This window comes from Streptococcus oralis subsp. dentisani, from assembly GCF_002096615.1.
GTDB lineage: Bacteria > Bacillota > Bacilli > Lactobacillales > Streptococcaceae > Streptococcus > Streptococcus oralis_U.
In genome coordinates, this window is record NZ_NCUX01000033.1 from 1 (window position 1) to 24,764 (window position 24,764).

Sequence of the window (24,764 nt, forward strand, 5' to 3'; positions counted from 1 at the left end):
TCAATCAGTGCTAGCCAATCAGCAAGCACAAGCTTGAGCAACAGCGTATCAGCGTCAATCAGTGCTAGCCAATCAGCAAGCACAAGCTTGAGTAACAGCGTATCTGCTTCAATTAGTGCTAGCCAATCAGCAAGCACAAGCTTGAGCAACAGCGTATCTGCTTCAATTAGTGCTAGCCAATCAGCAAGCACAAGCTTGAGCAACAGCGTGTCAGCTTCAATTAGTGCATCTGAATCAGCAAGCACAAGCTTGAGCAACAGCGTGTCAGCTTCAATTAGTGCTTCAGTATCAGCAAGCACAAGCTTGAGTAACAGCGTATCTGCTTCAATTAGTGCTAGCCAATCAGCAAGCACAAGCTTGAGCAACAGCGTGTCTGCATCAATTAGTGCATCTGAATCAGCAAGCACAAGCTTGAGCAACAGCGTGTCTGCATCAATCAGTGCATCTGAATCAGCAAGCAACAATTCAGCTTCGACAAGTACATCAGTAAGCTTGAGTAACAGTGTAAGTACATCTACATCACTTAGCGATAGCACTTCAAGCAGCTTGAGTACAAGTGCGTCACAACAATCTAATTCATTCAGCTATAGTAAAGGTGAACCAACAAGCGAGTCTAAACCAGAGTTTAACCTTCCTAGCTACCTTGAATCTGTAAGTGCAAGTGAGTCAGTTTCACTCAGCAAGTCAGTAAGTGTATCATTGAGCGATAGTACTTCAGCCTCAATCAGCACAAGTGAATCAGTTTCAACAAGCACAAGCTTGAGTGACAGCATTTCTGCTTCAATCAGTGCAAGCAACAACTCAGGTAGCGGTTCAGGTTCAGCAAGCACAAGCAATGGTTCAGCTAGCCAATCAGCTAGCGCATCAGTATCTGCAAGTCAAAGCACTTCAGCATCTGTATCAGCAAGCCAATCAGCTTCAGCTTCAATCAGTGCAAGCAACAACTCAGGTAGCGGTTCAGGTTCAACAAGTACAAGCAATGGTTCAGGCGATGCCTCAACTTCAGCAAGTACTTCAGCAAGCTTGAGCAACAGCGTATCTGCATCAATTAGTGCGAGCCAATCAGCAAGCACAAGCTTGAGCGATAGTGCAAGTACCTCAGCTAGCTTGTCTGACAGTGCTTCAATCTCAAGTGCATTGAACCACTCACAAGCTCCTGCACAACAACCTGCTGGACCAGGACGTTCAAACGGTAGAAAACTTCCAAATACAGGAACTGCAAGTAACCAATTTGCTGGTCTTGGATTAGGAGTAGCTGCCTTGGCAACTGCCTCTCTTCTTGGCAAGAAGAAGAAATCAGCAGCTTCTGAAATGGATTTAGAAGACTAAGTCCCAAAAATCGACTAAAATGAAATTGTTGATATCATTTTAGCGATGAAAACAAGAACCCCGGATAGCTCAAGACTATCTGGGGTTTTTGGCTCTTTGTCAACTGTAGAGGGTGAGATCGAACTAAGCATGAGAGAGAATCAGATTGGTTCTCTCTTTTCTAACATTCAAAGTGACTAGAACTATCGCTCTAAATGTTCTAAAGAACCTAATGATATCTTACTGGTTATTAATCACTACCAAAGAGAATATCCAAATTACAAGACAGCTTTTAAAGCACTTAGGAATAAGAGGTAAAAATATTACACCACTCATTGCATATACTTAACGAAATAGATAAAAATCTAAAATTTGTATAGAAAATAATATAATTTCGACCTTTTGTGACAGGAATTGCTTGACTAAATAAAACTAAAGCTGTATAATAAGGCAAATATCTAAAACAGGAGGTTCTGGAAATGAAAAAGTCTAAGGCCAAGTATCTGACACTGGCAGGTGTCGTATTAAGCGCAGGTATCCTATTGAGCGCATGTGGGAACTCAGCAAGTTCATCTAAAACATATAGCTATGTCTATTCTAGTGATCCATCTAGTTTGAACTATCTAGCAGAGAACCGTGCAACAACCAATGATATCGTTACCAATCTGGTAGATGGTTTGATGGAAAATGACCAATATGGTAACTATGTGCCATCTTTGGCAGAGGATTGGACCGTTTCCAAGGACGGTTTGACTTATACCTACAAGCTTCGTAAAGATGCCAAGTGGTATACATACGAAGGTGAAGAATACGCACCTGTAACTGCTCAAGACTTTGTGACAGGTTTGAAATATGCGGCAGATAAAAAATCTGAAGCCTTGTACTTGGTGCAAGACTCTGTAGCAGGTTTGGATGACTATATCAACGGTAAAACAACAGACTTTTCAACTGTCGGTGTTAAGGCGATTGATGACCAAACAGTTCAGTACACTTTGACACGACCAGAACCTTACTGGAACTCTAAAACAACTTCAACCATTCTCTTCCCTGTCAATGGCGATTTCTTGAAATCAAAAGGGGACGATTTTGGTAAGGTAGATCCTTCTAACATTTTGTACAATGGTCCTTTCTTGATGAAGTCCTTTGTTTCAAAATCTGTTATCGAATACAAGAAAAATCCGAACTACTGGGATGCTAAAAATGTCTTTGTGGACGATGTGAAATTGACCTACTATGATGGAAGTGACCAAGATGCCCTAGCACGTAACTTTACAGAAGGAGTATACAGCTACGCACGTCTCTATCCAAATAGCTCAAGCTTTGAAGGGATTAAAGAGAAAAACAAGGATAATATCATTTATAGTATACAAGATGCTACATCTTATTTCTTGAACTTTAATCTAGATAGAAAATCTTATAATTTCACTTCTAAAACGACTGACATCGAAAAGAAATCTACCCAAGAAGCAGTTCTTAACAAAAACTTCCGTCAAGCCATCAACTTTGCCTACAATCGTACGGCCTATGGGGCTCAATCTCAAGGGGAAGATGGAGCAACGAAGATTCTTCGTAACTTAGTTGTGCCTCCTACATTTGTGACTATTAACGGAAAAGAGTTCGGAGATGTTGTCTCATCTAAGATGGTCAACTATGGTCAAGAATGGCAAGGCATCAACTTTGCTGATGCGCAAGATCCTTACTACAATCCAGAAAAGGCTAAGGCTAAATTTGCAGAAGCTAAGAAAGAACTAGAAGCCAAGGGTGTTCAGTTCCCAATTCACTTGGATAAGACTGTAGAAATGACCAATAAAACAGAAATTCAAGAAATTAGCTCAATGAAGCAATCGATTGAATCTGTTCTAGGAACCGATAATATAGTCATCGATATCCAACAATTGTCAACAGATGACTATGATAACTCTGGCTATCTCGCTCAAACTGCAGCTCAAAAAGACTATGACTTTTATAATGGTGGATGGAGCCCTGACTATCAAGACCCATCAACCTATCTTGATATCTTTAGCGTGAAGAGCGGTGGTATGTTACAAAACCTTGGTCTAGAGCCAGGTGAAGTTAATGACAAGGCTAAGGCAGTTGGACTTGATACCTATACTGAAATGCTGGAAGAAGCTAACAAAGAGCAAGATCCAGCAAAACGTTATGAAAAATATGCTGAAATTCAAGCTTGGCTCGTTGATAGTGCTCTCGCTATTCCAAATGTTTCCAAAGGTGGAACACCTAGCTTGAGAAAAACAGTTCCTTTCTCAGCACCATACTCTCTTGCTGGAAATAAGGGTGTAGAATCATACAAGTATCTCAAGTTGCAAGATAAGACGGTGACAACTGCTGAGTATGAAAAAGCTAAAGAAAAATGGCTGAAAGAAAAAGAAGAATCAAATAAAAAAGCCCAAGAAGAACTGGCAAAACACGTTAAATAACCAGTCTATTCAACAGGAAAAACGATAGTTTCTTAGGAAACTATCGTTTTTGTATAGTTTGAAACTATAACTAGCTCTTGAAAAGAAGAAAATGAGTTGGCGAAAATAAGTGGTACAATAGTTACTATAGATTTGGAGGTATTGTATGAGCAAAGAACGACACATCAACACAATTTTGGCCCAGGCGGGTATCAAGTCAGATAAGACGACAGGTGCCTTGGTGACGCCACTACATTTTTCAACAACTTATCAGCATCCAGAGTTCGGTCAGTCTACTGGATTTGACTACACGCGCACTAAAAACCCAACTCGCAGTAAGGCGGAGGAAGTCTTGGCAGCTATTGAGTCAGCAGACTATGCCCTAGCGACAAGCTCAGGTATGGCTGCGATTGTACTGGCTTTTAGTGTTTTTCCAGTGGGAAGTAAAGTCTTGGCTGTGCGCGATCTTTATGGGGGTTCTTTCCGTTGGTTCAACCAAGTGGAGCAAGAAGGCCGTTTCCATTTTACCTATGCCAATACAGAAGAAGAGTTGATTGCAGAGTTAGAGAAAGATGTAGATGTTCTCTATATTGAAACACCAACCAATCCGTTGATGTTGGAATTTGATATTGCCAAACTAGCCAAACTAGCTCATGCCAAGGGTGCCAAGGTAGTGGTGGACAATACCTTCTACAGTCCGATTTACCAACGTCCGATTGAAGACGGTGCGGATATTGTTCTTCATTCAGCCACCAAGTATCTAGCAGGGCACAATGATGTCTTGGCTGGGGTGGTTGTGACTAATAGTTTAGAACTATATGAACAACTTTTCTACAATCTAAATACGACAGGTGCGGTCTTGTCACCATTTGATAGTTATCAGTTGATTCGTGGTCTTAAAACTCTACCTCTTCGTATGGAGCGTTCTACAGCCAATGCCCAAGAAGTGGTTGTCTTTTTGAAGAATTCACCTGTTGTCAAGGAAGTGCTCTATACAGGACGTGGAGGCATGATTTCCTTTAAAGTAGTGGATGAAAAACGTATTCCTCATATTTTAAATAGCCTGAAGGTTTTCTCTTTTGCTGAGAGTTTGGGTGGGGTAGAGAGTCTGATTACCTATCCGACAACTCAGACTCATGCGGATATTCCGGCAGCAGTGCGCCATTCCTATGGATTGACAGATGATCTCTTGCGTTTGTCCATTGGGATCGAGGATGCTAGAGATTTGATTGCGGACTTGCGCCAAGCCTTGGAAGGATAAGACAGATATGGGGAAATATGATTTTACAAGCCTGCCCAATCGTTTTGGGCACCATACCTATAAATGGAAAGAGGCAGAAGCTGATCGAGAAGTTCTACCAGCCTGGATAGCGGATATGGACTTTGTAGTCTTACCTGAGATTCGACAAGCCGTACAAACCTATGCGGATCAGTTGGTCTATGGTTATACTTATGCAAGCGACGCTTTGATTGAGTCGGTTCAAGAATGGGAAGCCAGCCGACACGGTTATCACTTTGACAAAGATGCCCTCGTCTTTATCGAGGGAGTGGTACCAGCTATTTCAACAGCCATTCAAGCCTTTACAAAAGAAGGAGAGGCTGTTCTGATTAACACACCGGTCTATCCACCTTTTGCCCGCAGTGTCAAACTGAACAATCGCAGATTGATTACCAATTCTTTGGTGGAAAAGGATGGGCTGTTTGAGATTGACTTTGACCAGCTGGAGAAGGAATTGGTAGAAGAGGATGTGAAGCTTTATATCCTTTGCAATCCCCACAATCCTGGTGGACGTGTTTGGGAAAAGGAAGTGTTAGAAAAGATTGGTCATCTCTGCCAAAAACATGGTGTTTTGTTGGTTTCAGATGAGATTCACCAAGATTTGGCTCTCTTTGGTCACAAACACCAGTCTTTTAATGCCATTGATCCAGCTTTTAAAGACTTTGCCCTTATCCTGAGCAGTGCCACTAAGACCTTTAATATTGCTGGGACCAAGAATTCCTATGCAGTTATTGAAAATCCAAAGCTTCGTCTGGCTTTCCAAAAACGCCAGTTGGCCAATAACCAACATGAAATCTCAGGCTTGGGCTATTTGGCGACAGAAGCTGCCTACCGTTATGGTAAGGACTGGTTAGGAGAACTAAAAGAAGTTATCGAGGACCACATTAACTATGTAGTGGATGTTTTGGGCAACGAAACCAAGATTAAGGTCATGAAGCCACAAGGTACCTACTTGATCTGGCTTGATTTTTCGGCCTATGACCTAACGGATGACCGCTTGCAAGAGCTTTTGAAGAATGAAGCCAAGGTTATCTTGAACCGAGGTTTGGACTTTGGGGAGGAAGGAACCCTTCATGCTCGCCTCAATGTAGCTATGCCGAAGTCAGTACTGGAAGAGGTTTGCCAACGCATCGTGACCACTTTTGCTACACTTTAAAAATCCAGCCTTCTAGGAGAAAAGTCTTCCTAGAAGGCTATTTTCGTAGGGGAAAATGTGGTATAATGAAAAGATAAGATAAAGGGGTAACTATGGCTAAATTGATTCCGGGGAAGTTGCGCATGGAGGGTGTTGCTCTCTATGAAACAGGCAACATTGAGATTATCAAGGAAAAAGGGAATCGCCTCTATACTCGTGTTGCGGGAGAAGACTTGCGCTACAGTTTAGAGGATGATCTTGTTTTTTGTGCTTGTGATTTTTTCCAAAAAAGAGGTTACTGTGTTCACCTCGCAGCGCTCGAGCATTATCTGAAAAATGATGAAGAAGGCCAAGTGATTTTACAAGCCCTAGAAAAAGGACATGAAGAGCAAGAAGAGGTCGAAACCAAGGTTAGTTTTGGTGGTAGTTTTTTGGAGCGGATCCAACCTCAGAAGCGAGAAAAAATCTACACTTTGTCGGCTCAAGGTCAGGTGGAAGCTGGGACCAATCGCCTCCTTTGGACACTCCGAATCGGTTTAGTTGATAGTCAAAAATATTATGTCATTCGTGACATCCCACTCTTTTTGAAGGTCTTAGTCCATCGAAAACCCTATATGATTGGGAAACACTATGAAAATGACTTGTCTTGGGATGCTTTTGATACAGCTAGTCAAGATGTTCTTACTTTTTTATGTGGCTTGATTGAGGAGGGACTGAGTCAAGACCTCTTTTTCCCCAATCAAGGTCGTCACCTCTTTTTCCCTCTGACCTTTTTTGAGCAGGGAGTGGAGTTGCTGATGAACTTGGAGGATTTTCATTTTGAGCACCAGATCGATAGTTATGAAAATCTTCTCTTTCACGATTTAGATCCCGATGCAGAACTCTTCTCTTTTTCCGTGCAGGAGTATCCCGATTATTTTGAGATGGAGATTTCTGAATGTGGGCGAGTCAACGTATTCTATGGGGGAGCGATTCTCTTTCGTAAGGGGAATTTTTATCTCTTAAATCCTAAACAAATCAGCCTACTAAAGGAAATCAAGGAGCTTCCTCAGGAAGAAAGAGGGGGAAAATGCCTCCAGTTTGACAACAGTGATCGTGATCGCCTAGCCGCCTGCCTGCCTTTGTTTGGACAGCTGGGCACGGTTTCTGCTCCTGAGCGCTTGCAAATCAGACTCTTTTCACCAATCTTTTACTTTGATAAAGAGGATGACGACCGCATCCGCTTGGATATCCAGTTTGACTATGGAGATGTTAAGGTGACTAGTCGTCAACAGCTGGAACAATTACCATTTTCAAGCGATACCGTCTTGGAAAATCAGCTATTTCAAGTCTGTTTAGGGGCTGGTTTTGAGGCTGATTTTCAGTCTTGGAGACAGGCTTTGAAGCCAGAGGCAGTTTATTCTTTCTTTCACCATACGATTCCAGCTTTTGAGAAGTTGGGTCAGGTATCTTTATCTGATGAGATGAATCAGCTCTACAGCGTCCAAGCTCCTCAGGTTCAGATTGAGTCCAAGGGAGGACTGTTGGAAATCCAATTTGATTTCCAAGGGATCGCCCAAGAAGAGATTAATCAAGCTCTCAAAGCCCTGACCAGCAATCAGGATTTCTATATCAGTTCTTCTGACCAAGTGTACTTTTTTGATGAGGAAACCAAGCAGATTCGTCAAAATTTGCAGGAACTGGGGGTTGAGCTAAAAGATGGCTCTTTTCAGGCACGAAAATCTCTGGCTTATAGCCTTTCTCAGCTTTTTGAAGGTCGAGATAGGATCTCCTTCTCAGAGGAATTTCAGCATTTAGCTCATGATTTAACCCATCCAGAGGACTTTCCTTTGGGAGATATACGGGTGCAGGCGAGTTTGAGAGATTATCAGGAAAAGGGTGTTCGTTGGCTCCAGATGCTTCATCACTATGGCTTTGGAGGTATCTTGGCAGACGATATGGGACTAGGAAAAACGTTGCAGACTATTGCTTTTTTGACTAGTCAGGTGACAAAAGATACTCGGGTCTTGATTTTAGCGCCGTCAGGTTTGATCTACAATTGGGCAGATGAATTCAGGAAATTTGCCTCACAGTTGGATTTGGCTGTCGTGCATGGTTTAAAAGCGAATCGAGAAGCGATTCTTTCTGAAAATCACCAAATCTATGTGACTAGCTATGCAACCTTTCGTCAAGACAGCGAGCTTTATCAAGAGATGGCTTTTGATTTTCTCTTCTTAGATGAAGCCCAGGTCATGAAAAATGCCCAGACTAAGATTGCTCAGAGTTTGCGCCAGTTTGTGGTGCCATCAGTCTTTGCTTTGTCAGGTACGCCCATCGAGAATCATTTAGGAGAGTTGTGGTCTATCTTCCAAATTGTGCTACCGGGGCTCTTGCCAAGTAAAAAGGAGTTTATGAAATTACCGGCTGACCGAGTCGCGCAGTTTATCAAGCCCTTCGTCATGAGGCGTAAGAAAGAAGAAGTCCTGACAGAACTACCTGATCTAATCGAAGTCGTCTATAAAAATGAACTGGAAGACCAGCAGAAGGCTATCTATCTAGCCCAGTTGCAACAGATGCGAGACCGCCTAGCGCAAGTGACAGATCAAGAATTCCAGAGAAGTCGGGTAGAAATCTTATCTGGACTCATGCGTTTGCGTCAAATCTGCGATACGCCAGCTCTCTTCATGGACGATTACCAAGGAGCTAGTGGTAAATTGGATAGTCTCCGAGATTTATTGCTACAAGTGGCTGATGGTGGGCATCGGGTCTTGATTTTCTCCCAGTTCAAAGGAATGTTGGAAAAAATCGAGCAAGAACTCCCAGACTTAGGCTTGAACTCCTTCAAAATCACAGGTTCAACTCCTGCTCATGACAGACAGGAGATGACCAAGGCCTTTAACCAAGGGGAGAGAGATGCCTTTCTCATCTCCCTTAAGGCGGGTGGTGTTGGTCTTAATCTAACGGGAGCTGATACGGTTATTTTGGTTGATCTCTGGTGGAATCCGGCTGTCGAAGCCCAGGCCATCGGACGCGCTCACCGAATGGGGCAGGAGCAGATGGTCGAGGTTTATCGTTTGATTACCAAGGGGACTATTGAAGAAAAAATTCAAGAACTTCAAGAGCAGAAAAAACATTTGGTTTCCCAAGTTTTAGATGGTACGGAGTCGCGTGCGAGTCTCAGTTTGGCAGAAATTCGTGAAATTTTGGGAATTTCTGAAGCCAGCACTTGAAAAATCAAGACAATACGCTATAATGAAGTGTTGAAAGGAAATACAAAATGAAACAAGATCGATTTCCATTGGTGTCAGATGATGAGATCATGCTGACCGAAATGCCAGTCATGGACTTGTACGATGAGTCAGACTTTATTAGCAATATCAAAGGTGATTACCGCGATAAGAACTATTTGGAATGGTCTCCTATCAATGAGGAAGAAACCGTAGTTTCTCCAGTGGCTAGCAAAAAGCCAGAATCAGCTCCAGAACCTAAAAAAGTTGAAAAAACGTATGCTGAATTGGCTCGAGAAGAGTCGCGTGCGGATTTGAAGAAGAAACGTTCAGCCAAGTATTTGACTCAGGATGTTAGTCATACCAGACGACACAATGGTTCAACACTTGTTCGTCAAGGAAACCAACCAACAGCACCATTTCAAAAGGAAAATCCAGGTGAGTTTGCCAAATTTAGTAAAAACTTGAGCCAGTCTCACTATATCTTAGCTGAGGAGGTTGGCCAAGTGGCGAATCCAACTCCGAAAACCCAAACGGGAAAAGCTAAAAAGAACAACTATGATTTCCTAAAGAAGAGTCAAATCTATAATAAAAAGAATAAGCAAACAGAACAGGAACGTCAGGTTGCCCAAGAGTTGAATCTGACAAGAATTACTGAGTAGGGGAGAAAAGCATGTCAAAAACATATCATTTTATTGGAATCAAGGGATCAGGGATGAGTGCCCTAGCCTTGATGTTGCACCAAATGGGACACAAGGTTCAAGGTTCAGACGTTGAAAAATATTACTTTACTCAACGTGGACTAGAGCAGGCAGGGATTGCGATTCTTCCTTTTGATGAAAAGAACCTACAAGGTGATGTTGAGATTATCGCTGGAAATGCCTTCCGTCCAGATAACAACGTTGAAATCGCCTATGCGGACCAAAATGGCATTAGCTACAAACGTTACCATGAATTCCTAGGTAGCTTTATGCGCGACTTTGTCAGCATGGGAGTTGCTGGAGCTCATGGGAAAACTTCAACAACAGGTATGCTGTCACACGTCTTGTCTCACATCACAGACACCAGCTTCTTGATTGGTGACGGGACAGGTCGCGGCTCAGCCAATGCCAAATATTTTGTCTTTGAATCAGACGAATATGAGCGCCATTTCATGCCTTACCACCCAGAATACTCTATCATCACCAACATTGACTTTGACCATCCAGACTACTTTACAAGTCTAGAGGACGTTTTCAATGCCTTTAACGACTATGCCAAACAAATTACCAAAGGTTTGTTTGTATACGGTGAGGATGCTGAGTTGCGTAAGATCACAGCCAATGCGCCAATCTATTACTATGGGTTTGAAGCTGAGGGCAATGACTTTGTAGCTAGCGATCTCCTTCGTTCTACGACTGGTTCGACCTTCACCGTTCACTTCCGTGGTCAAGAATTGGGTCAATTCCACATTCCAACCTTTGGTCGTCACAATATTATGAATGCGACAGCCGTTATTGGTTTACTTTATACAGCAGGGTTTGACTTGAACTTGGTACGTGAACACTTGAAAACATTTGCTGGTGTCAAGCGTCGTTTCACTGAAAAGGTTGTCAATGGCACCATTATTATTGATGATTTCGCCCACCATCCAACGGAAATCATTGCAACCTTAGATGCAGCTCGTCAGAAATACCCAAGCAAGGAAATCGTGGCAATCTTCCAACCGCATACCTTTACAAGAACCATTGCCTTGTTGGACGAATTTGCCCATGCATTGAATCAAGCAGACGCCGTCTATCTAGCGCAAATCTATGGATCAGCACGTGAGGTAGATCACGGAGATGTCAAGGTAGAAGACCTAGCAAGCAAGATCACTAAGAAAAACCAAGTCATCACAGTTGAAAATGTTTCTCCACTCCTAGACCATGACAATGCTGTCTATGTCTTTATGGGGGCGGGAGACATCCAAACCTATGAATATTCATTTGAACGTCTCTTGTCTAACTTGACAAGCAACGTCCAATAAGGAAAACAGATGGAAATTCCAATCACTATAAGGCAAGCCACCTTATCAGATTTAGACGAAATGTTGGCGATTGAAGAAGCCACTCTTTCGTTAGAAGAGGCACTTAGCCGCCAATCCTTAGAAGAGAGTATCCGCAAGACTGCGGATACCTTTCTTGTAGCTGGGGATGAAAATCAGCTCGTGGGCTATATTTTAGGAGAAGCTCAGTCTATTCATCCCAAATGGATAGAAGTAAAATCATTGACCATTCATCCTGACCATTGGGGACAGGGGCTGGGAACTCTTCTTCTTGCGGCCTTGAAACAGGTGACAGTCGAACTAGATTACCAAGGTATTCTTTTGCAAAGTCCTGATGAGCTGCTATCATATTTTGAAATGAATGGCTTTGTTGAGGAAGAAGTGACAGAGAGCCATTATGGCAGTGGTTCTTGTTGGTATCTGACTTGGGCTAATCCTTTTTATCAGGAGGAAATATGAAAATCAGACAAGCAAGATTTTCGGATTTAGATCGTATTTTAGAGATAGAGCTGGAGAATTTCTCCCTTGAGGAAGCCATTCCTCGTTCGGTCTTTGAGGCACATTTACGTGAAATTCAGACCAGTTTTCTCGTAGCTGAAAAGGAAGGATGTATTCTTGGTTATATCGAAGGTCCGGTCGTCCCACACCGCCATCTACATGATCAGTCCTTTACGGAAGAAGTAGAAGACCATAGTCATCGGTCTGGTGGCTATATCTCAGTAACGAGCCTGTCGGTAGCCAAGGAAGCGCAAGCTTTGGGAGTGGGCAAAAAATTGCTGACTGCCCTAAAAGAAGTCGCTTTAGAACATGAACGAGAAGGCATTAACCTGACTTGTCATGATTATCTTATCTCATATTATGAGAAACATGGTTTTGTTAATGAAGGACTATCCCAATCTACTTATGCAGGTGAGACTTGGTATAACATGGTTTGGAAGCCTTGAAAACAAGAAATATAGTTGGAGAAAGGTATCTTTTGTTGCTTTTCTGCGACTTTTAAGATATAATGTTATGGATTGCCAACAAGGAGGTAAAGCTTTTGAGCGAGAAATCAAGAGAAGAAGAAACATTAAGCTTTAAAGAACAGATTTTACGCGATTTAGAGAGAGTTAGAGAGAGAGAAAGAAGAGGAAAAGAGGATGAAAGTCCAACTACCACCCCAACTCCATCTTCTCAAGTAACTCCACCTGCCCCTTCTGAACAAGAATCCAATCTTGCTACAGAAGATTTAATGGCAGATTCTCTGTCGACTGTGGATGAAATCCTAAAAAATGCCCCAAGTGTGCCACCACGTCCAAGTTTTGAATCAAGCGAAGCAACAGCAACAGAACCGGAAGAGTCAAAACTAGAGGAGCCAGCATCAGCCAAGATTGATGCTGTAGAGCCTAAAAAGGAAGAGAAAGAGTTTAATACTACTCCAACTAAAGTGGCTGTTTCCTATAAAACAGATGACAAAAAAGAAGAACCAGTCCCTCCTGTTGTGGAGAATGTAGTGCCTGCTCCAGTTGAGCAAGTTGATGATTTAGCGGATGCTCCACGACGCAGTCGTCGTGAAGGAACAAAGCCAGCTAAGAAAAAGAAGAAATCAAAAGCTAAAGGTTGCTTGCTTACTTTCCTAGTTCTTCTAGTGCTTGGAGGCATTGGTGGCTTCTTTGGTTATGGTTATGTTCAAGAATCTTTGAAACCAGTTGATGCGAGCTCTAAGGACTACGTAACGGTTCAAATTCCAGAAGGTTCAAATATTCAAGAAATTGGTAGCACCTTGGAAAAATCTGGTTTGGTTAAACATGGACTTATCTTTAGCTTTTATGCTAAATATAAGGGCGCAGACTTAAAATCAGGTTATTATAACTTGAAGAAGAGCATGAGTACGGATGAGTTGATTCAAGAATTGCAAAAAGGTGGAACTCCTGAAGCTCAGGCACCTGTTCTTGCAAATTTGACAATTCCAGAAGGCTATACATTAGAGCAAATCGCTCAAACAGTAGGACAACTTCAAGGTGAATTTAAAGAACCTCTTACTGCGGATGCTTTCTTGGCAAAAGCTCAAGATGAGACCTTTATCTCACAATTAGTAGCCAAGTATCCAAACCTACTTGGAAGTCTTCCAACAAAAGACAGTGGCGTTCGTTATCGCCTAGAAGGTTACCTTTTCCCAGCAACTTATACCATCAAAGAAAGCACTACAGTTGAAAGTTTGATTGATGAGATGTTAGCTGCGATGGATAAGACCATGGCATCATATTACGCCTCAATTAAAGAAAAGAATCTGACAGTCAATGAATTACTCAGCATCGCTTCTCTTGTTGAAAAAGAAGGTGCTAATACAGAAGACCGAAAGAAAATTGCAGGTGTTTTCTATAACCGCTTGAATCTCGGTATGCCACTTCAAAGTAATATCGCTATCCTATATGCTCAAGGAAAACTTGGTCAAAAGATTAGTTTAGCAGATGACGCTGGAATTGATACAACGATTGATTCACCATACAACGTTTACACACACCTTGGGCTCATGCCTGGACCAGTAGACAGTCCAAGTCTGGATGCCATCGAAGCAAGTGTAAATCAGACAAAGAGTGACTACTTATACTTTGTAGCCAATGTCGAAGATGGTAAAGTGTATTTCGCAACGACCAAAGAAGAACATGATCAAAACGTTGCAGAACATATCAATAGCAAATTAACACAATCAAGTAGTTCAAACTAAAATTATGTGGTTTTCCACATAATTTTGTTTTAAAAACAAATTAAGAAAAGAAAGTTGAGAAAAATGGCAGAAAAAACTTACCCAATGACCCTTGAAGAAAAGGAAAAACTAGAAAAAGAATTAGAGGAGTTGAAACTCGTTCGTCGTCCTGAAGTGGTAGAACGTATCAAAATTGCTCGTTCATACGGAGACCTTTCAGAGAACAGCGAGTACGAAGCAGCGAAAGATGAACAAGCTTTTGTTGAAGGACAAATTTCAAGCTTAGAAACTAAAATTCGCTATGCTGAAATCGTTAATAGTGATGCAGTTGCCCAAGATGAGGTAGCTATCGGTAAGACTGTAACAATCCAAGAAGTCGGTGAAGATGACGAAGAAGTCTATATCATCGTCGGTTCTGCAGGTGCAGATGCTTTTGCTGGTAAGGTTTCAAATGAGAGCCCGATTGGACAAGCCTTGATCGGTAAAAAGACTGGTGATACAGCGACCATCGAGACACCAGTTGGTAGCTATGATGTCAAAATCTTAAAGGTTGAAAAAACAGCCTAAATAGAATGAAAAAGGAGTAGTAGAGGTTTTGACTTGCTCAACTCCTTTTTGGTTTTTTGAATAAATAGGAGACTATATGAGTGAAAATAAGAAGAAAAATAAGATGGAACGTGGTCTAACCAATCGCCATGTTCAGGTGATGGCTATTGCGGGAACAATCGGAACAGGTCTTTTCCTAGGTGCTGGTCGTTCTATCAGCCTTACTGGACCTTCTATCATCCTGATTTACATGATTACAGGAGCCTTTATGTTTTTGATGATGAGGGCTGTTGGGGAGATGCTGTATCAGGATCCAGAACAACATACTTTTATCAACTTTATCACCCGTCATTTGGGGAAAGGCTGGGGTTATTTCTCAGTTTGGTCTTATTGGTTGTCTGTCGTCTTTATCGGTATGGCAGAAATCACTGCGATTTCGCATTATGTTCAGTTTTGGTTTCCGAGCTGGCCTAGTTGGTTGATTCAGATTGTCTTTTTAACGATTTTGGCCTTGGTCAATCTGATTGCGGTTAAGCTCTTTGGAGAAGTCGAGTTTTGGTTTGCTATGGTTAAGATTGTGGCTATTTTAGCTATGATTGCAACGGGAGCCTTTATGGTTTTAACTGGATTTGAGACACCGCATGGTACTGCAAGTTTGGCAAATATCAGCGATCAGTTCTCTCTTTTTCCAAACGGTGTTATGAACTTTGTCATGGCCTTTCAAATGGTATTTTTTGCCTATCTGATGATTGAGTTTATCGGAGTGACAACTTCTGAAACCAAGAATCCTCGTCAGGTTTTGCCAAAAGCAGTTAAAGAAATTCCCCTCCGAATTGTCTTCTTCTATGGTGGAGCCCTATTGGCTATTATGTCTATCATTCCCTGGAGAGAACTTGCTTCTTCAGATTCACCATTTGTAACGGTTTTTGAGCTAGCAGGTATCAAGTGGGCGGCAGCTCTGATTAACTTCGTTGTTTTGACGTCGGCAGCATCTGCTCTTAATTCAACCCTCTATTCAACAGGGCGACACCTCTACCAGATTGCCCATGATTCACCCAATCGCTTTTTAAAAGCGATCAAGGCAGATACTCTTTCTCGCCATAATGTTCCACAAAATGCTATTATTGCTTCAGCAATCTTGATTGCTCTGGCTGCCTTTATCAATGTGTTGCCAGGCGTTTCCGATGCCTTTGCTTTGATTACGGCGTCTTCATCAGGTGTTTACATCGCGATTTATATCTTGATCATGGTGGCTCATCTCAAATACCGCAAGTCACAAGACTTCATGGCGGATGGCTACCTCATGCCTCAGTATCGTTTCTTAAATCCTTTAACCATGCTCTTCTTTATCTTTGTCTTTGTAACCCTCTTTTTACAAGAGTCTACCTTCATGGGGGCAGTTGGTTCTGGTATCTGGATTATCGGTTTCGGAATTTATAGTCAGTGGAAATTTAGGAAATAAATCATGAACTCATCAACTTTGCTTGGTGAGTTCTTTTTAGTTTGACAGTCTATTGAAATAAGATTATAATCAAGCTGTAACAGTTCGAAGGAGGTTTGGATGCACTTTAGATTGGAAAAAAAAGCGTCCCAGAAAGCGCAAGAAATAGGAAATCTGATTCGTGCTTATAATCGTTCCAAAAGAGAAGAGGCTGAAAGCGAGCCACTGAATCTTTATGTCGAAGACGAAAAGGGCAATCTCTTGGCGGGCTTGGTAGCAGAGACTTTCGGAAATTGGTTGGAAATCGAGTATTTGTTTGTGAAAGAGGAATTACGGGGACAGGGAATTGGTTCAAAACTATTGCAACGAGCTGAAAATGAAGCCAAGAATCGAAACTGTCGTTTTGCTTTTGTCAATACTTACCAGTTTCAAGCGCCAGATTTTTACCAAAGGCATGGCTACAAGGAGGTCTTTACCTTGCAAGACTATCCCTACACAGGGCAAAGATTTTATTACCAAAAGGATTTGTAAGCTGAATATGAAAGTATAAATCAAAGAGGAAATCTTCACATCACTATGGAGGTGGGCTAATGGATATAATACTAGATATGGGCAACGTCTTATTAGAATGGGATAAGGATAAGATTCTACAAGGTGTTTCAGATACGAAGAAAGATTATCTGATTTTAGATAAGACCATTTTTCAGTCGGGGCTTTGGGAAAGATTAGATCTTGGGACTATGTCTAGAGAAGAATTGGTGCTTAAAGTTGTGTCGATGATTGGAAGTACCTATCAAAAGAAGGTCGAAGAAGTTATCTGGAATTGGCCTAGCTACATTGATATTTATAGGGAAGTCTTTCCTGTTTTGTCAGAACTAAAGAAAAAGGGGGATCGCATCTTTGTCTTGTCCAATACCTCAAAGGTATTTTATGACTTGCTGGATGAGCAATTATCTCCCTTAAAGGAGCTTTTAGATGGTTTTGTCCTATCCTGTGATATAAAAGCTATAAAGCCTGATTTGGCAATGTTTAAGGAGATTCTTGACAAATACCAGCTAGATCCCGCAAATTGTATCTTTCTAGACGATATTGAGGACAATACAAGCGCAGCTGAAAAATTGGGCATCAAGGCCTATCAGGTCAAGAAAAGAAGTGATGTCGTCGATATTTTGAAATCCTATATTTAAATTCAAAACTCTCTATTTTCTGTGGTAGAGAGTTTTTTTGTTAATAAAATCTTACAAAATGACATTTATATATTGCATCGAGTTAGATATATGGTATAATGTTTTTAAAAGAAGCGCAACTTTTTAAAAATGTGAAGGAGGATGCTAGTGGCTAAAAATTTAAAATTAAAATTAGCTCGGGTAGAGCGTGATTTAACACAAGGGGATTTGGCAGAAGCTGTCGGGGTTACGAGGCAGACTATAGGCTTGATTGAAGCTGGAAAATACAATCCGAGTCTCTCGCTCTGCCAGTCCATTTGCAGATGCTTAGGCAAAACTTTAGATCAATTATTTTGGGAGGACGAAGATGAAAAATAGAAAAAAACTTGTGATCAAAGATGAACGTACGGAAAAATTGGATGGAAAGATTTCAGGAGAAATTCTCTTGGGAATATGCCTATTTTTGGCACTGGAAATTTTTGCCAAAGTTTATATTTTCAATTTAACACTTCTGTCCTATTTGCCAGAATTACTTTTATTGTTCGGAGTTGGTTTGTATGCCATTATTCGCCGCATGTATGTTGGAATTGACATTCGAGATATTGTTGAGAATACTGGAAAAGAAAGGATTTTATCTGCTTTGGGATTTTCTATAGTGGTTTTATTGATTGATATCGTAGGCAATCGCGAGGAACTAGTCAATCTATTGACTTGGAAGTACTCCCTAAAAGTGGTTCTAGCAGTTATCATCTATCTCGTTGGGAGTTATTCTATGGATAGAGTTATCCTATACTTGAATCGCAGAAATCAGCAAGTTTGGGAGGAAGAAGATGAAAAATAGATTTTTTTATTATCAATTATTAGACGAAAGAGAAGAACAACTGATTAACAAAGCTGGGACAGAGTCTTTTTATATGTTTATCGGGCTCATTCTGCTAAGTTATTTGGTGGCTGTATTAGCACCTGCTCTTTTTAATCCTAATATTCTTCTGGTTACCCTTCTTTTAGGAATTTTCTTCTTTTTCAATCGTGCACGACATCTTGGAGTGAGCTACTATAGTCGTTTTCATTTTACGATTGGAGGGTGTTTGCTGGTAACTCTCGCTATTACGACTCTCTTGATGTTGCAGAATTATCAATTCAATATCGAAATTTATCAGCACAATCCTCTGAACTTTAAATACTTGTCTGCTTGGGCGATTACTTATCTGATTTATCTTCCTTGGGTTTTTATCGGCAATCTCGGCCTTAAAAGTTATGGGGAATGGGCTCAAAAAAAGTTTGAGCAAGATATGGATGAACTGGAGAATGGAGAATAGCTTGTTAGCTTTTTATCAATCTCGGTAAAATGTGTTATAATAGTACTAATTTATCGGACGGTGTGAAAGTGGTAGAATACGTTCATACCTTTATAAAGAAGGAAGAAGGAAAACAAATGTATCCAGATGATAGTTTGACATTGCACACGGACTTGTACCAGATCAATATGATGCAAGTTTACTTTGACCAAGGGATTCACAATAAAAAGGCGGTCTTTGAAGTTTATTTCCGCCAGCAACCTTTTCAGAACGGCTACGCAGTTTTTGCTGGTTTGGAAAGAATTGTGAACTATCTTGAAGATTTGCGCTTTTCAGATAGCGATATTACTTATTTAGAGTCACTTGGGTATCATGGAGAATTCTTGGACTACCTCCGCAATCTCAAGTTGGAGTTGACGGTTCGTTCTGCCCAGGAAGGAGATTTGGTTTTTGCTAATGAACCGATTGTGCAGGTGGAAGGCCCTCTAGCCCAATGTCAATTGGTTGAAACGGCTCTCTTAAACATCGTTAACTTTCAAACCTTAATAGCGACCAAGGCAGCACGTATTCGTTCGGTCATTGAGGATGAACCCTTGATGGAGTTCGGGACACGTCGTGCACAAGAAATGGATGCAGCTATCTGGGGAACACGAGCAGCGGTGATTGGTGGCGCCAATGGAACCAGCAACGTGCGTGCTGGTAAACTCTTTGGTATCCCTGTCTTGGGGACCCATGCCCATGCCTTGGTACAAGTTTATGGGAACGACTATGAAGCCTTTAAGGCTTATGCGTCAACCCATCGTGACTGTGTCTTTCTAGTAGATACTTATGATACGTTGCGAATCGGTGTGCCAGCTGCCATTCAGGTGGCGCGTGAGTTGGGTGATCAGATTAACTTTATGGGTGTGCGGATTGACTCTGGGGATATTGCCTACATTTCCAAGAAAGTTCGTCAGCAACTAGACGAGGCTGGCTTTACAGAGGCTAAGATTTATGCTTCAAATGACCTAGATGAAAATACTATCCTCAACCTTAAGATGCAAAAGGCCAAAATTGATGTCTGGGGTGTGGGAACCAAGTTGATTACAGCCTATGACCAGCCTGCTCTTGGTGCAGTTTATAAGATTGTGGCTATTGAAGATGAAAATGGTCAGATGCGCAATACCATCAAACTGTCTAATAATGCTGAAAAAGTGTCTACGCCAGGTAAGAAACAGGTGTGGCGCATTACCAGTCGTGAAAAAGGCAAGTCAGAAGGCGACTACATCACTTATGATGGTGTTGATGTTTCCAATATGACTGAAATCAAAATGTTCCATCCGACCTATACCTACATCAAAAAGACCGTTCGTAATTTTGATGCCGTTCCTCTCTTAGTGGATATTTTCAAAGCAGGAACATTAGTTTATAGCTTGCCTAGTTTGACTGAGATTCAGGCCTATGCACGTAAGGAATTTGACAAGTTATGGGATGAATACAAGCGCGTGCTCAATCCGCAGCACTATCCAGTAGACTTGGCGCGTGATATTTGGCAAGATAAGATGGATTTGATTGATAAGATGCGCAAGGAAGCCCTTGGTGAAGGAGAAGAAGAATGAGTTTGCAAGAGACCATTATCCAGCAACTGGGCGTCAAACCAGTGATTGATGCCCAGGAAGAAATTCGTCGTTCGATTGACTTCTTAAAGAGATACTTGAAAAAACACCCCTTCCTTAAAACTTTTGTACTAGGTATTTCTGGAGGACAAGACTCAACCTTAGCAGGGCGCTTGGCGCAATTAGCGATGGAAGAAATGCGAGCAGAGACAGGAGATGACAGCTACCAATTTATCGCTGTTCGCCTGCCATATGGAGTGCAGGCTGATGAAGCAGATGCTCAAAAAGCCCTCGCTTTCATCCAGCCGGATGTCAGCTTGGTTGTGAATATCAAGGAATCAGCTGATGCTATGACAGTAGCAGTTGAAGCGACAGGAAGCTCTGTTTCAGACTTTAATAAGGGAAATATCAAGGCTCGTAGTCGCATGATTGCTCAATATGCGCTTGCAGGGGCACATAGTGGTGCGGTTATTGGAACAGACCATGCTGCGGAAAATATCACAGGCTTTTTTACCAAGTTTGGTGACGGTGGTGCAGATATTCTCCCTCTTTACCGCCTCAATAAACGTCAAGGGAAGCAACTCTTGAAGGTGCTTGGTGCAGACCCAGCACTTTATGAAAAAATCCCAACAGCAGATTTGGAAGAAGAAAAGCCAGGTATTGCAGACGAAGTAGCCTTGGGAGTCACATACAATGAAATTGATGACTACCTTGAAGGCAAAACCATCAGTCCAGAAGCCCAAGCGACTATTGAAAATTGGTGGCATAAAGGACAACACAAACGCCACCTACCAATCACCGTATTTGATGACTTCTGGGAGTAAAAACCTCCAGTGGAGGTTTTTACCCTGAGCCTAGAAATGAGAAAGCGAAGAAGGTCCAGTGGACTTTTTTAGCTCCTTGCCTTAAGCTGAGAAAGCGAGGTAACATTATGAAAACAATCGGTACGCAAATGTTACAGACAGAACGTTTGATTTTGAGAAGATTTGTGGAGAGTGATGCGGAAGCTATGTTTCAAAATTGGGCTTCGTCTGTTGAGAATCTGACCTATGTCACCTGGGATCCTCATCCTGATGTTGAGGTGACTCGGAACTCGATTCGAAATTGGGTTGCCTCCTATACCAATCCCAACTATTACAAATGGGCCATTTGTCTAAAGGAAAACCCAGAGCAAGTGATTGGAGATATCAGCATCGTTGCAATGGATGAGAATGATTCTTGTTGTGAAATTGGCTATATTTTAGGGAAAAACTATTGGGGCAGTGGTATGATGACGGAGGCCTTGAAAGCTGTCTTAGACTTCTGTTTTACTCGAGCAGGTTTTCAAAAAGTTAAAGCACGTTATGCCAGTCTCAACCCAGCTTCAGGCCGAGTCATGGAAAAGGCTGGAATGACCTATCTAAAAACCATTGCCAATGGGGTTGAGAGAAAAGACTACGTTGCGGACCTTATTTATTACCAGATTAAAAAGAACTAAGAAATGACCTGGGCTTCAAAATCTAACTTTTGAAGCTCAGGTCATTTTCTTCTGCTCTTTTATTTTAACTCATAAAGCCAGTCGTCACCGTCTTTGTAGTAAAAGAATTCACTTAAATCGTCTTCTAAAAAAACACGCAGCATGTCTGACATATCCTCAGTTGCAAGTTTCAGATGAGACAGATTTTCAAATTCTTCCCACCAAACAGTACCTTCGTCTGAAGATTGGAGTTCACCAGTAAAGTGTTCTGTCTTGTAAAAGAGGATGACATAGCGGTAATCCTCGTCATCGTACCAGTCTTTGATACCACAAAGTTGAGGTTTGGATATGGTTAGTCCAGTTTCTTCCTTGACTTCTCTGATAACTGCGTCGGTAAAAGATTCCCCACGCTCTACATGACCACCAGGAAAAGTGATGCCGGGCCAGTCGGGACTAACTCGATTTTGAACTAGAACTTTGTTTCCGTTTTTAATCATGCACATGTTGACAAATTCGACTAATTCTTGTCTGTTCATATTGTTTTTCCTATTTTGTTAGTAACTTTTCCACGACGTTTAACTTTCGCATGGTCAAATCCACGCCAAAAAGTTTTTCAAGATAGTTGGTATTGAGCTTTTTTCGTTTTGCAGTTCTAGGGAGATAGAGGTAGAGACAGTGATCGCCTGCACAAATTTCTTCCTCACCGTAGTCAGCTTTCAATTTTTCTAGTGGCAGACTTTGGATAAATTCCTGATAAAGAATCACATGTACACGATCATGAAGATAGTCTTCTCTAAATGGGTTCTCATGAACAATCTTTTCAAAATCGTTCTTATTCTTGATAACCATTTTTAAGTCGGCTCCAATTTTTTCCTTTATCAAAGTATGAACGCGTTCTCGTATTTCTTCTAAATATAAGTCACTTTCAAGAATGATATTCCCACTTTGAATATAGGTTCGAACGTGTTGAAAACCAGCTTCTGTCAGAATATCTACCAAATAAGACATTTTCGGGATAGCATTTTTTCCATTAGGAGTAACGCCTCTTAGTAAAATAATATGTTCCAAAGGGCTTCCTTTCTTATTTGGTATTTATTGGATTTGAGCCTGCCACCCAGCCAGTGCAGAGGGCAGATGTGATGTTGAAACCACCCGTGTGGGCATTGATGTCTAAAACTTCCCCAGCAAAGTGAAGCCCAGGTACTAGCTTACTTTCCAGAGTTTTAGGATTGATTTCCTTAAGACTGACGCCTCCTTTGGTGACAAAGGACTTGGCAAGAGACATTTTGCCAGTCACAGGGATTTTGAGTGCCTTGATGGACTGGAGAAGTTGTTCACGTTCCTTTTCAGTCAGTTGTTTGACTTTTTCAGGATAGCCTTGCACAAGAAATTCTGCCAAGCGTTCTGGAAGCAAAGTTTTTAAAGCATTTTTCAAGGATTTTTCACGGTTTTCTTCTAGAAATGTCACCAAGTCCTTCTCAGAAAGTTGAGGTAAGACATCCAAAGAAAGGACTTCCCCACCCTTGACAAAGCTGGACATACGTAGAGCAGCAGGACCTGATAGGCCAAAGTGGGTAAAGAGCAGGTCGTGGGTGAAAACATGCTTGCCATAGCTTAGGGTCACATCGTCCAGCGAAATCCCCTGAAGCGCTTTGTGTGGAAAATCTGTTAATAAAGGACTTTCAGCGGCCTCAAGCTCGGTCACAGTGTGCTTAAAATGGCGGGCAATCTCGTGTCCAAAACCAGTCGAACCAGTAGAAGGATAAGATTTACCACCTGTTGTGACAATCAGTTTGTCACAAGTGAAAGTTTGGTCTGCGGACTTAAGGACAAACTGGTTATCTACCTTTTTAACCGAAACAATCTCTGTTTGAGTAGCGACTTGACCACCGAGTTCAGTGATTTTCTTCTCCAAAGCTTCAATAATGGTTCGAGATTTGTCGCTAGCAGGAAAGACGCGACCGTGGTCCTCAACCTTTAGTTTGACTCCATTTTCTGTAAAAAAGTTGATGATATCATGGTTATCAAACTGAGAGAAGACGCTGTAAAGAAAGCGCCCATTCCCAGGGATGCCAGCCAGTAGGTCATCTAAAGTTCCATTGTTGGTCACATTGCAGCGACCGCCGCCTGTACCGGCCAATTTTTTACCCAGTTTCCGATTTTTTTCGATGAGAAGAGTTTTCTGACCATAAAAGCTACTGGAAATCGTAGCCATCATGCCAGCAGGACCTCCACCGATGACAATAGTATCAAAATGTTTCATAGCTCTATTGTACCACAAAAAATAAGAGATGCTTGGCATCTCTTGTTGCTCATAATCTTAGTTAATTTCATATCCCATCAACAAACCGCCATCTTCTGCATAGAAACTGCAGAGACCAGACGTTGGGAGGATTTTGATATTGGCTTGTGGGAATGTTTCCAGCAAGCGGTCTGACAATTGCTGACAGAATTTTTCATTGCTGCGATGAGCCATGACGATACGACCACCAGCATAGCCAGCCTTGATGAGTTCTTCATAGGCTGCTTGAAGGGACTTTTTAGCACCACGAGCCTTTTGAAGAAGCTCTAGGGTTCCAGTTTCACTTGCTTCCCCAACCATACGGATGTTGAGAAGGCCAACGACCGTACCGATAAGCTTGCTCAAACGACCATTTTTTACCAAGTTATCTACCTTAGCAAGGACAAAAAGCAACTTCGTTTTTTCTTGGTAGGCTGTAATAGCTTCAACAACTTCCTCATGAGAAAGTCCTTGGTCAATCAAGTCGTTTAATTTTTCTACGAGCAAGTCAACTTCCCCACCTGCAGATAAACTATCAATCACATGAATCTGAGTGTCAGGGTGTTCTTCGAGGTAAATATTTTTAGCGAGCTGTGCACTATTATGGCTACCAGAAAGGGTACCAGTGATAGTAACGACAAAGATATGCTTAGCACCTTCAAATGCACGCAAGTAATCATCAGGGCTAGGACAAGCTGATTTTGAAGCCTCAGAAGTCGCATACATGGTTTCCATCATGTGGTCAATGTTAAGATTGGCATCATCGATAAAGACCTGATCAGCTACTTGAATGGTTAAAGGAACACTAACAAATTCAGTATCAATAGCGGGAGTTACCAATTGACGATAATCACAACCCGAGTCAGCCACAATCTTCCAAGTCATAGAAATTCTCCATCTTTGTCACTTATACATTGACAAAGG

Annotated in this window: 24 protein-coding genes; 20 read left to right on the plus strand and 4 right to left on the minus strand. The window is 41.7% G+C overall.

Going from position 1 to position 24,764, the window contains the following annotated elements; translation table 11 throughout:
* From B7708_RS10090 to B7708_RS07240, 20 genes are all read left to right on the plus strand, one after another.
* The coding region (locus B7708_RS10090) for an LPXTG cell wall anchor domain-containing protein (protein ID WP_239822469.1) at positions 1–1,329 on the plus strand (1,329 nt) is incomplete at its 5' end.
* A gap of 458 nt (positions 1,330–1,787) precedes the next feature.
* A complete protein-coding gene (locus B7708_RS07150; protein WP_084974786.1) occupies positions 1,788–3,746 on the plus strand; it encodes a peptide ABC transporter substrate-binding protein in 1,959 nt (652 codons plus the stop codon).
* 145 nt (positions 3,747–3,891) lie between these two features.
* Positions 3,892–4,986 carry a cystathionine gamma-synthase gene (locus tag B7708_RS07155; protein ID WP_084974788.1) on the plus strand — a complete coding sequence of 365 codons (1,095 nt, stop codon included), beginning with the start codon at positions 3,892–3,894 and terminating at the stop codon, positions 4,984–4,986.
* A 7-nt stretch (positions 4,987–4,993) separates the two neighbouring features.
* On the plus strand, positions 4,994–6,160 hold the full coding sequence (locus B7708_RS07160) for a MalY/PatB family protein (protein ID WP_084974790.1): 1,167 nt from the start codon (positions 4,994–4,996) through the stop codon (positions 6,158–6,160).
* A gap of 92 nt (positions 6,161–6,252) precedes the next feature.
* On the plus strand, positions 6,253–9,348 hold the full coding sequence (locus B7708_RS07165; RefSeq protein ID WP_084974792.1) for a DEAD/DEAH box helicase: 3,096 nt from the start codon (positions 6,253–6,255) through the stop codon (positions 9,346–9,348).
* A gap of 47 nt (positions 9,349–9,395) precedes the next feature.
* Entirely contained in the window at positions 9,396–10,007 is a 612-nt protein-coding gene (locus B7708_RS07170; protein WP_084974794.1) for a cystathionine gamma-synthase, read from the plus strand.
* 11 nt (positions 10,008–10,018) lie between these two features.
* Complete coding sequence (gene murC, locus B7708_RS07175) at positions 10,019–11,353, plus strand: UDP-N-acetylmuramate--L-alanine ligase (protein WP_084974796.1); 1,335 nt, start codon at positions 10,019–10,021, stop codon at positions 11,351–11,353.
* A gap of 9 nt (positions 11,354–11,362) precedes the next feature.
* Positions 11,363–11,830 (plus strand): GNAT family N-acetyltransferase, encoded by a 468-nt coding sequence (locus B7708_RS07180; protein ID WP_084974798.1) that lies wholly within the window; start codon positions 11,363–11,365, stop codon positions 11,828–11,830.
* Positions 11,827–12,315 carry a GNAT family N-acetyltransferase gene (locus B7708_RS07185; RefSeq protein WP_084974800.1) on the plus strand — a complete coding sequence of 163 codons (489 nt, stop codon included), beginning with the start codon at positions 11,827–11,829 and terminating at the stop codon, positions 12,313–12,315. Before B7708_RS07180 ends, B7708_RS07185 begins: the two co-directional genes overlap by 4 nt.
* Positions 12,316–12,377: 62 nt before the next feature.
* Positions 12,378–14,078 carry an endolytic transglycosylase MltG gene (mltG, locus tag B7708_RS07190; RefSeq protein ID WP_084974802.1) on the plus strand — a complete coding sequence of 567 codons (1,701 nt, stop codon included), beginning with the start codon at positions 12,378–12,380 and terminating at the stop codon, positions 14,076–14,078.
* A 63-nt stretch (positions 14,079–14,141) separates the two neighbouring features.
* The gene (greA, locus tag B7708_RS07195) at positions 14,142–14,624 is read left to right on the plus strand and encodes a transcription elongation factor GreA (protein ID WP_038805600.1); all 483 of its coding nucleotides are present in this window, start codon (positions 14,142–14,144) and stop codon (positions 14,622–14,624) included.
* A 76-nt stretch (positions 14,625–14,700) separates the two neighbouring features.
* Complete coding sequence (locus B7708_RS07200) at positions 14,701–16,065, plus strand: amino acid permease (RefSeq protein ID WP_084974804.1); 1,365 nt, start codon at positions 14,701–14,703, stop codon at positions 16,063–16,065.
* A 99-nt stretch (positions 16,066–16,164) separates the two neighbouring features.
* Entirely contained in the window at positions 16,165–16,575 is a 411-nt protein-coding gene (locus tag B7708_RS07205; protein WP_084974806.1) for a GNAT family N-acetyltransferase, read from the plus strand.
* Between the two features lie 59 nt (positions 16,576–16,634).
* Complete coding sequence (locus B7708_RS07210; RefSeq protein WP_084974808.1) at positions 16,635–17,231, plus strand: HAD family hydrolase; 597 nt, start codon at positions 16,635–16,637, stop codon at positions 17,229–17,231.
* A 147-nt stretch (positions 17,232–17,378) separates the two neighbouring features.
* Positions 17,379–17,588, plus strand: a complete 210-nt coding sequence (locus B7708_RS07215; RefSeq protein ID WP_084975479.1) for a helix-turn-helix transcriptional regulator — start codon at positions 17,379–17,381, stop codon at positions 17,586–17,588.
* On the plus strand, positions 17,578–18,051 hold the full coding sequence (locus tag B7708_RS07220) for a DUF6773 family protein (RefSeq protein WP_084974810.1): 474 nt from the start codon (positions 17,578–17,580) through the stop codon (positions 18,049–18,051). The genes B7708_RS07215 and B7708_RS07220 overlap by 11 nt, the downstream gene beginning before the upstream one ends.
* Positions 18,041–18,529, plus strand: a complete 489-nt coding sequence (locus tag B7708_RS07225; RefSeq protein WP_084974812.1) for a DUF6773 family protein — start codon at positions 18,041–18,043, stop codon at positions 18,527–18,529. Before B7708_RS07220 ends, B7708_RS07225 begins: the two co-directional genes overlap by 11 nt.
* A 116-nt stretch (positions 18,530–18,645) precedes the next feature.
* Complete coding sequence (locus B7708_RS07230) at positions 18,646–20,106, plus strand: nicotinate phosphoribosyltransferase (protein WP_084974814.1); 1,461 nt, start codon at positions 18,646–18,648, stop codon at positions 20,104–20,106.
* Positions 20,103–20,927 carry an ammonia-dependent NAD(+) synthetase gene (gene nadE, locus B7708_RS07235; RefSeq protein WP_084974816.1) on the plus strand — a complete coding sequence of 275 codons (825 nt, stop codon included), beginning with the start codon at positions 20,103–20,105 and terminating at the stop codon, positions 20,925–20,927. Before B7708_RS07230 ends, nadE begins: the two co-directional genes overlap by 4 nt.
* A 107-nt stretch (positions 20,928–21,034) precedes the next feature.
* Positions 21,035–21,580 carry a GNAT family N-acetyltransferase gene (locus B7708_RS07240; RefSeq protein WP_084974818.1) on the plus strand — a complete coding sequence of 182 codons (546 nt, stop codon included), beginning with the start codon at positions 21,035–21,037 and terminating at the stop codon, positions 21,578–21,580.
* A gap of 59 nt (positions 21,581–21,639) precedes the next feature.
* Here the strand turns inward: B7708_RS07240 and B7708_RS07245 are convergent, their stop codons facing one another.
* From B7708_RS07245 to B7708_RS07260, 4 genes are read right to left on the minus strand one after another with little or no spacing between them, the layout of a single operon-like run.
* Positions 21,640–22,095 (minus strand): 8-oxo-dGTP diphosphatase, encoded by a 456-nt coding sequence (locus B7708_RS07245; protein ID WP_084974820.1) that lies wholly within the window; start codon positions 22,093–22,095, stop codon positions 21,640–21,642.
* Positions 22,096–22,105: 10 nt separating this feature from the next.
* Positions 22,106–22,627 carry a DUF1697 domain-containing protein gene (locus tag B7708_RS07250; protein ID WP_084974822.1) on the minus strand — a complete coding sequence of 174 codons (522 nt, stop codon included), beginning with the start codon at positions 22,625–22,627 and terminating at the stop codon, positions 22,106–22,108.
* 13 nt (positions 22,628–22,640) lie between these two features.
* On the minus strand, positions 22,641–23,822 hold the full coding sequence (locus tag B7708_RS07255) for a BaiN/RdsA family NAD(P)/FAD-dependent oxidoreductase (protein WP_084974824.1): 1,182 nt from the start codon (positions 23,820–23,822) through the stop codon (positions 22,641–22,643).
* Between the two features lie 57 nt (positions 23,823–23,879).
* Positions 23,880–24,725: a DegV family protein gene (locus B7708_RS07260; RefSeq protein WP_084974826.1), complete on the minus strand. Its 846-nt coding sequence runs from the start codon at positions 24,723–24,725 to the stop codon at positions 23,880–23,882.
* Between the last annotated feature and the right edge of the window lie 39 nt (positions 24,726–24,764).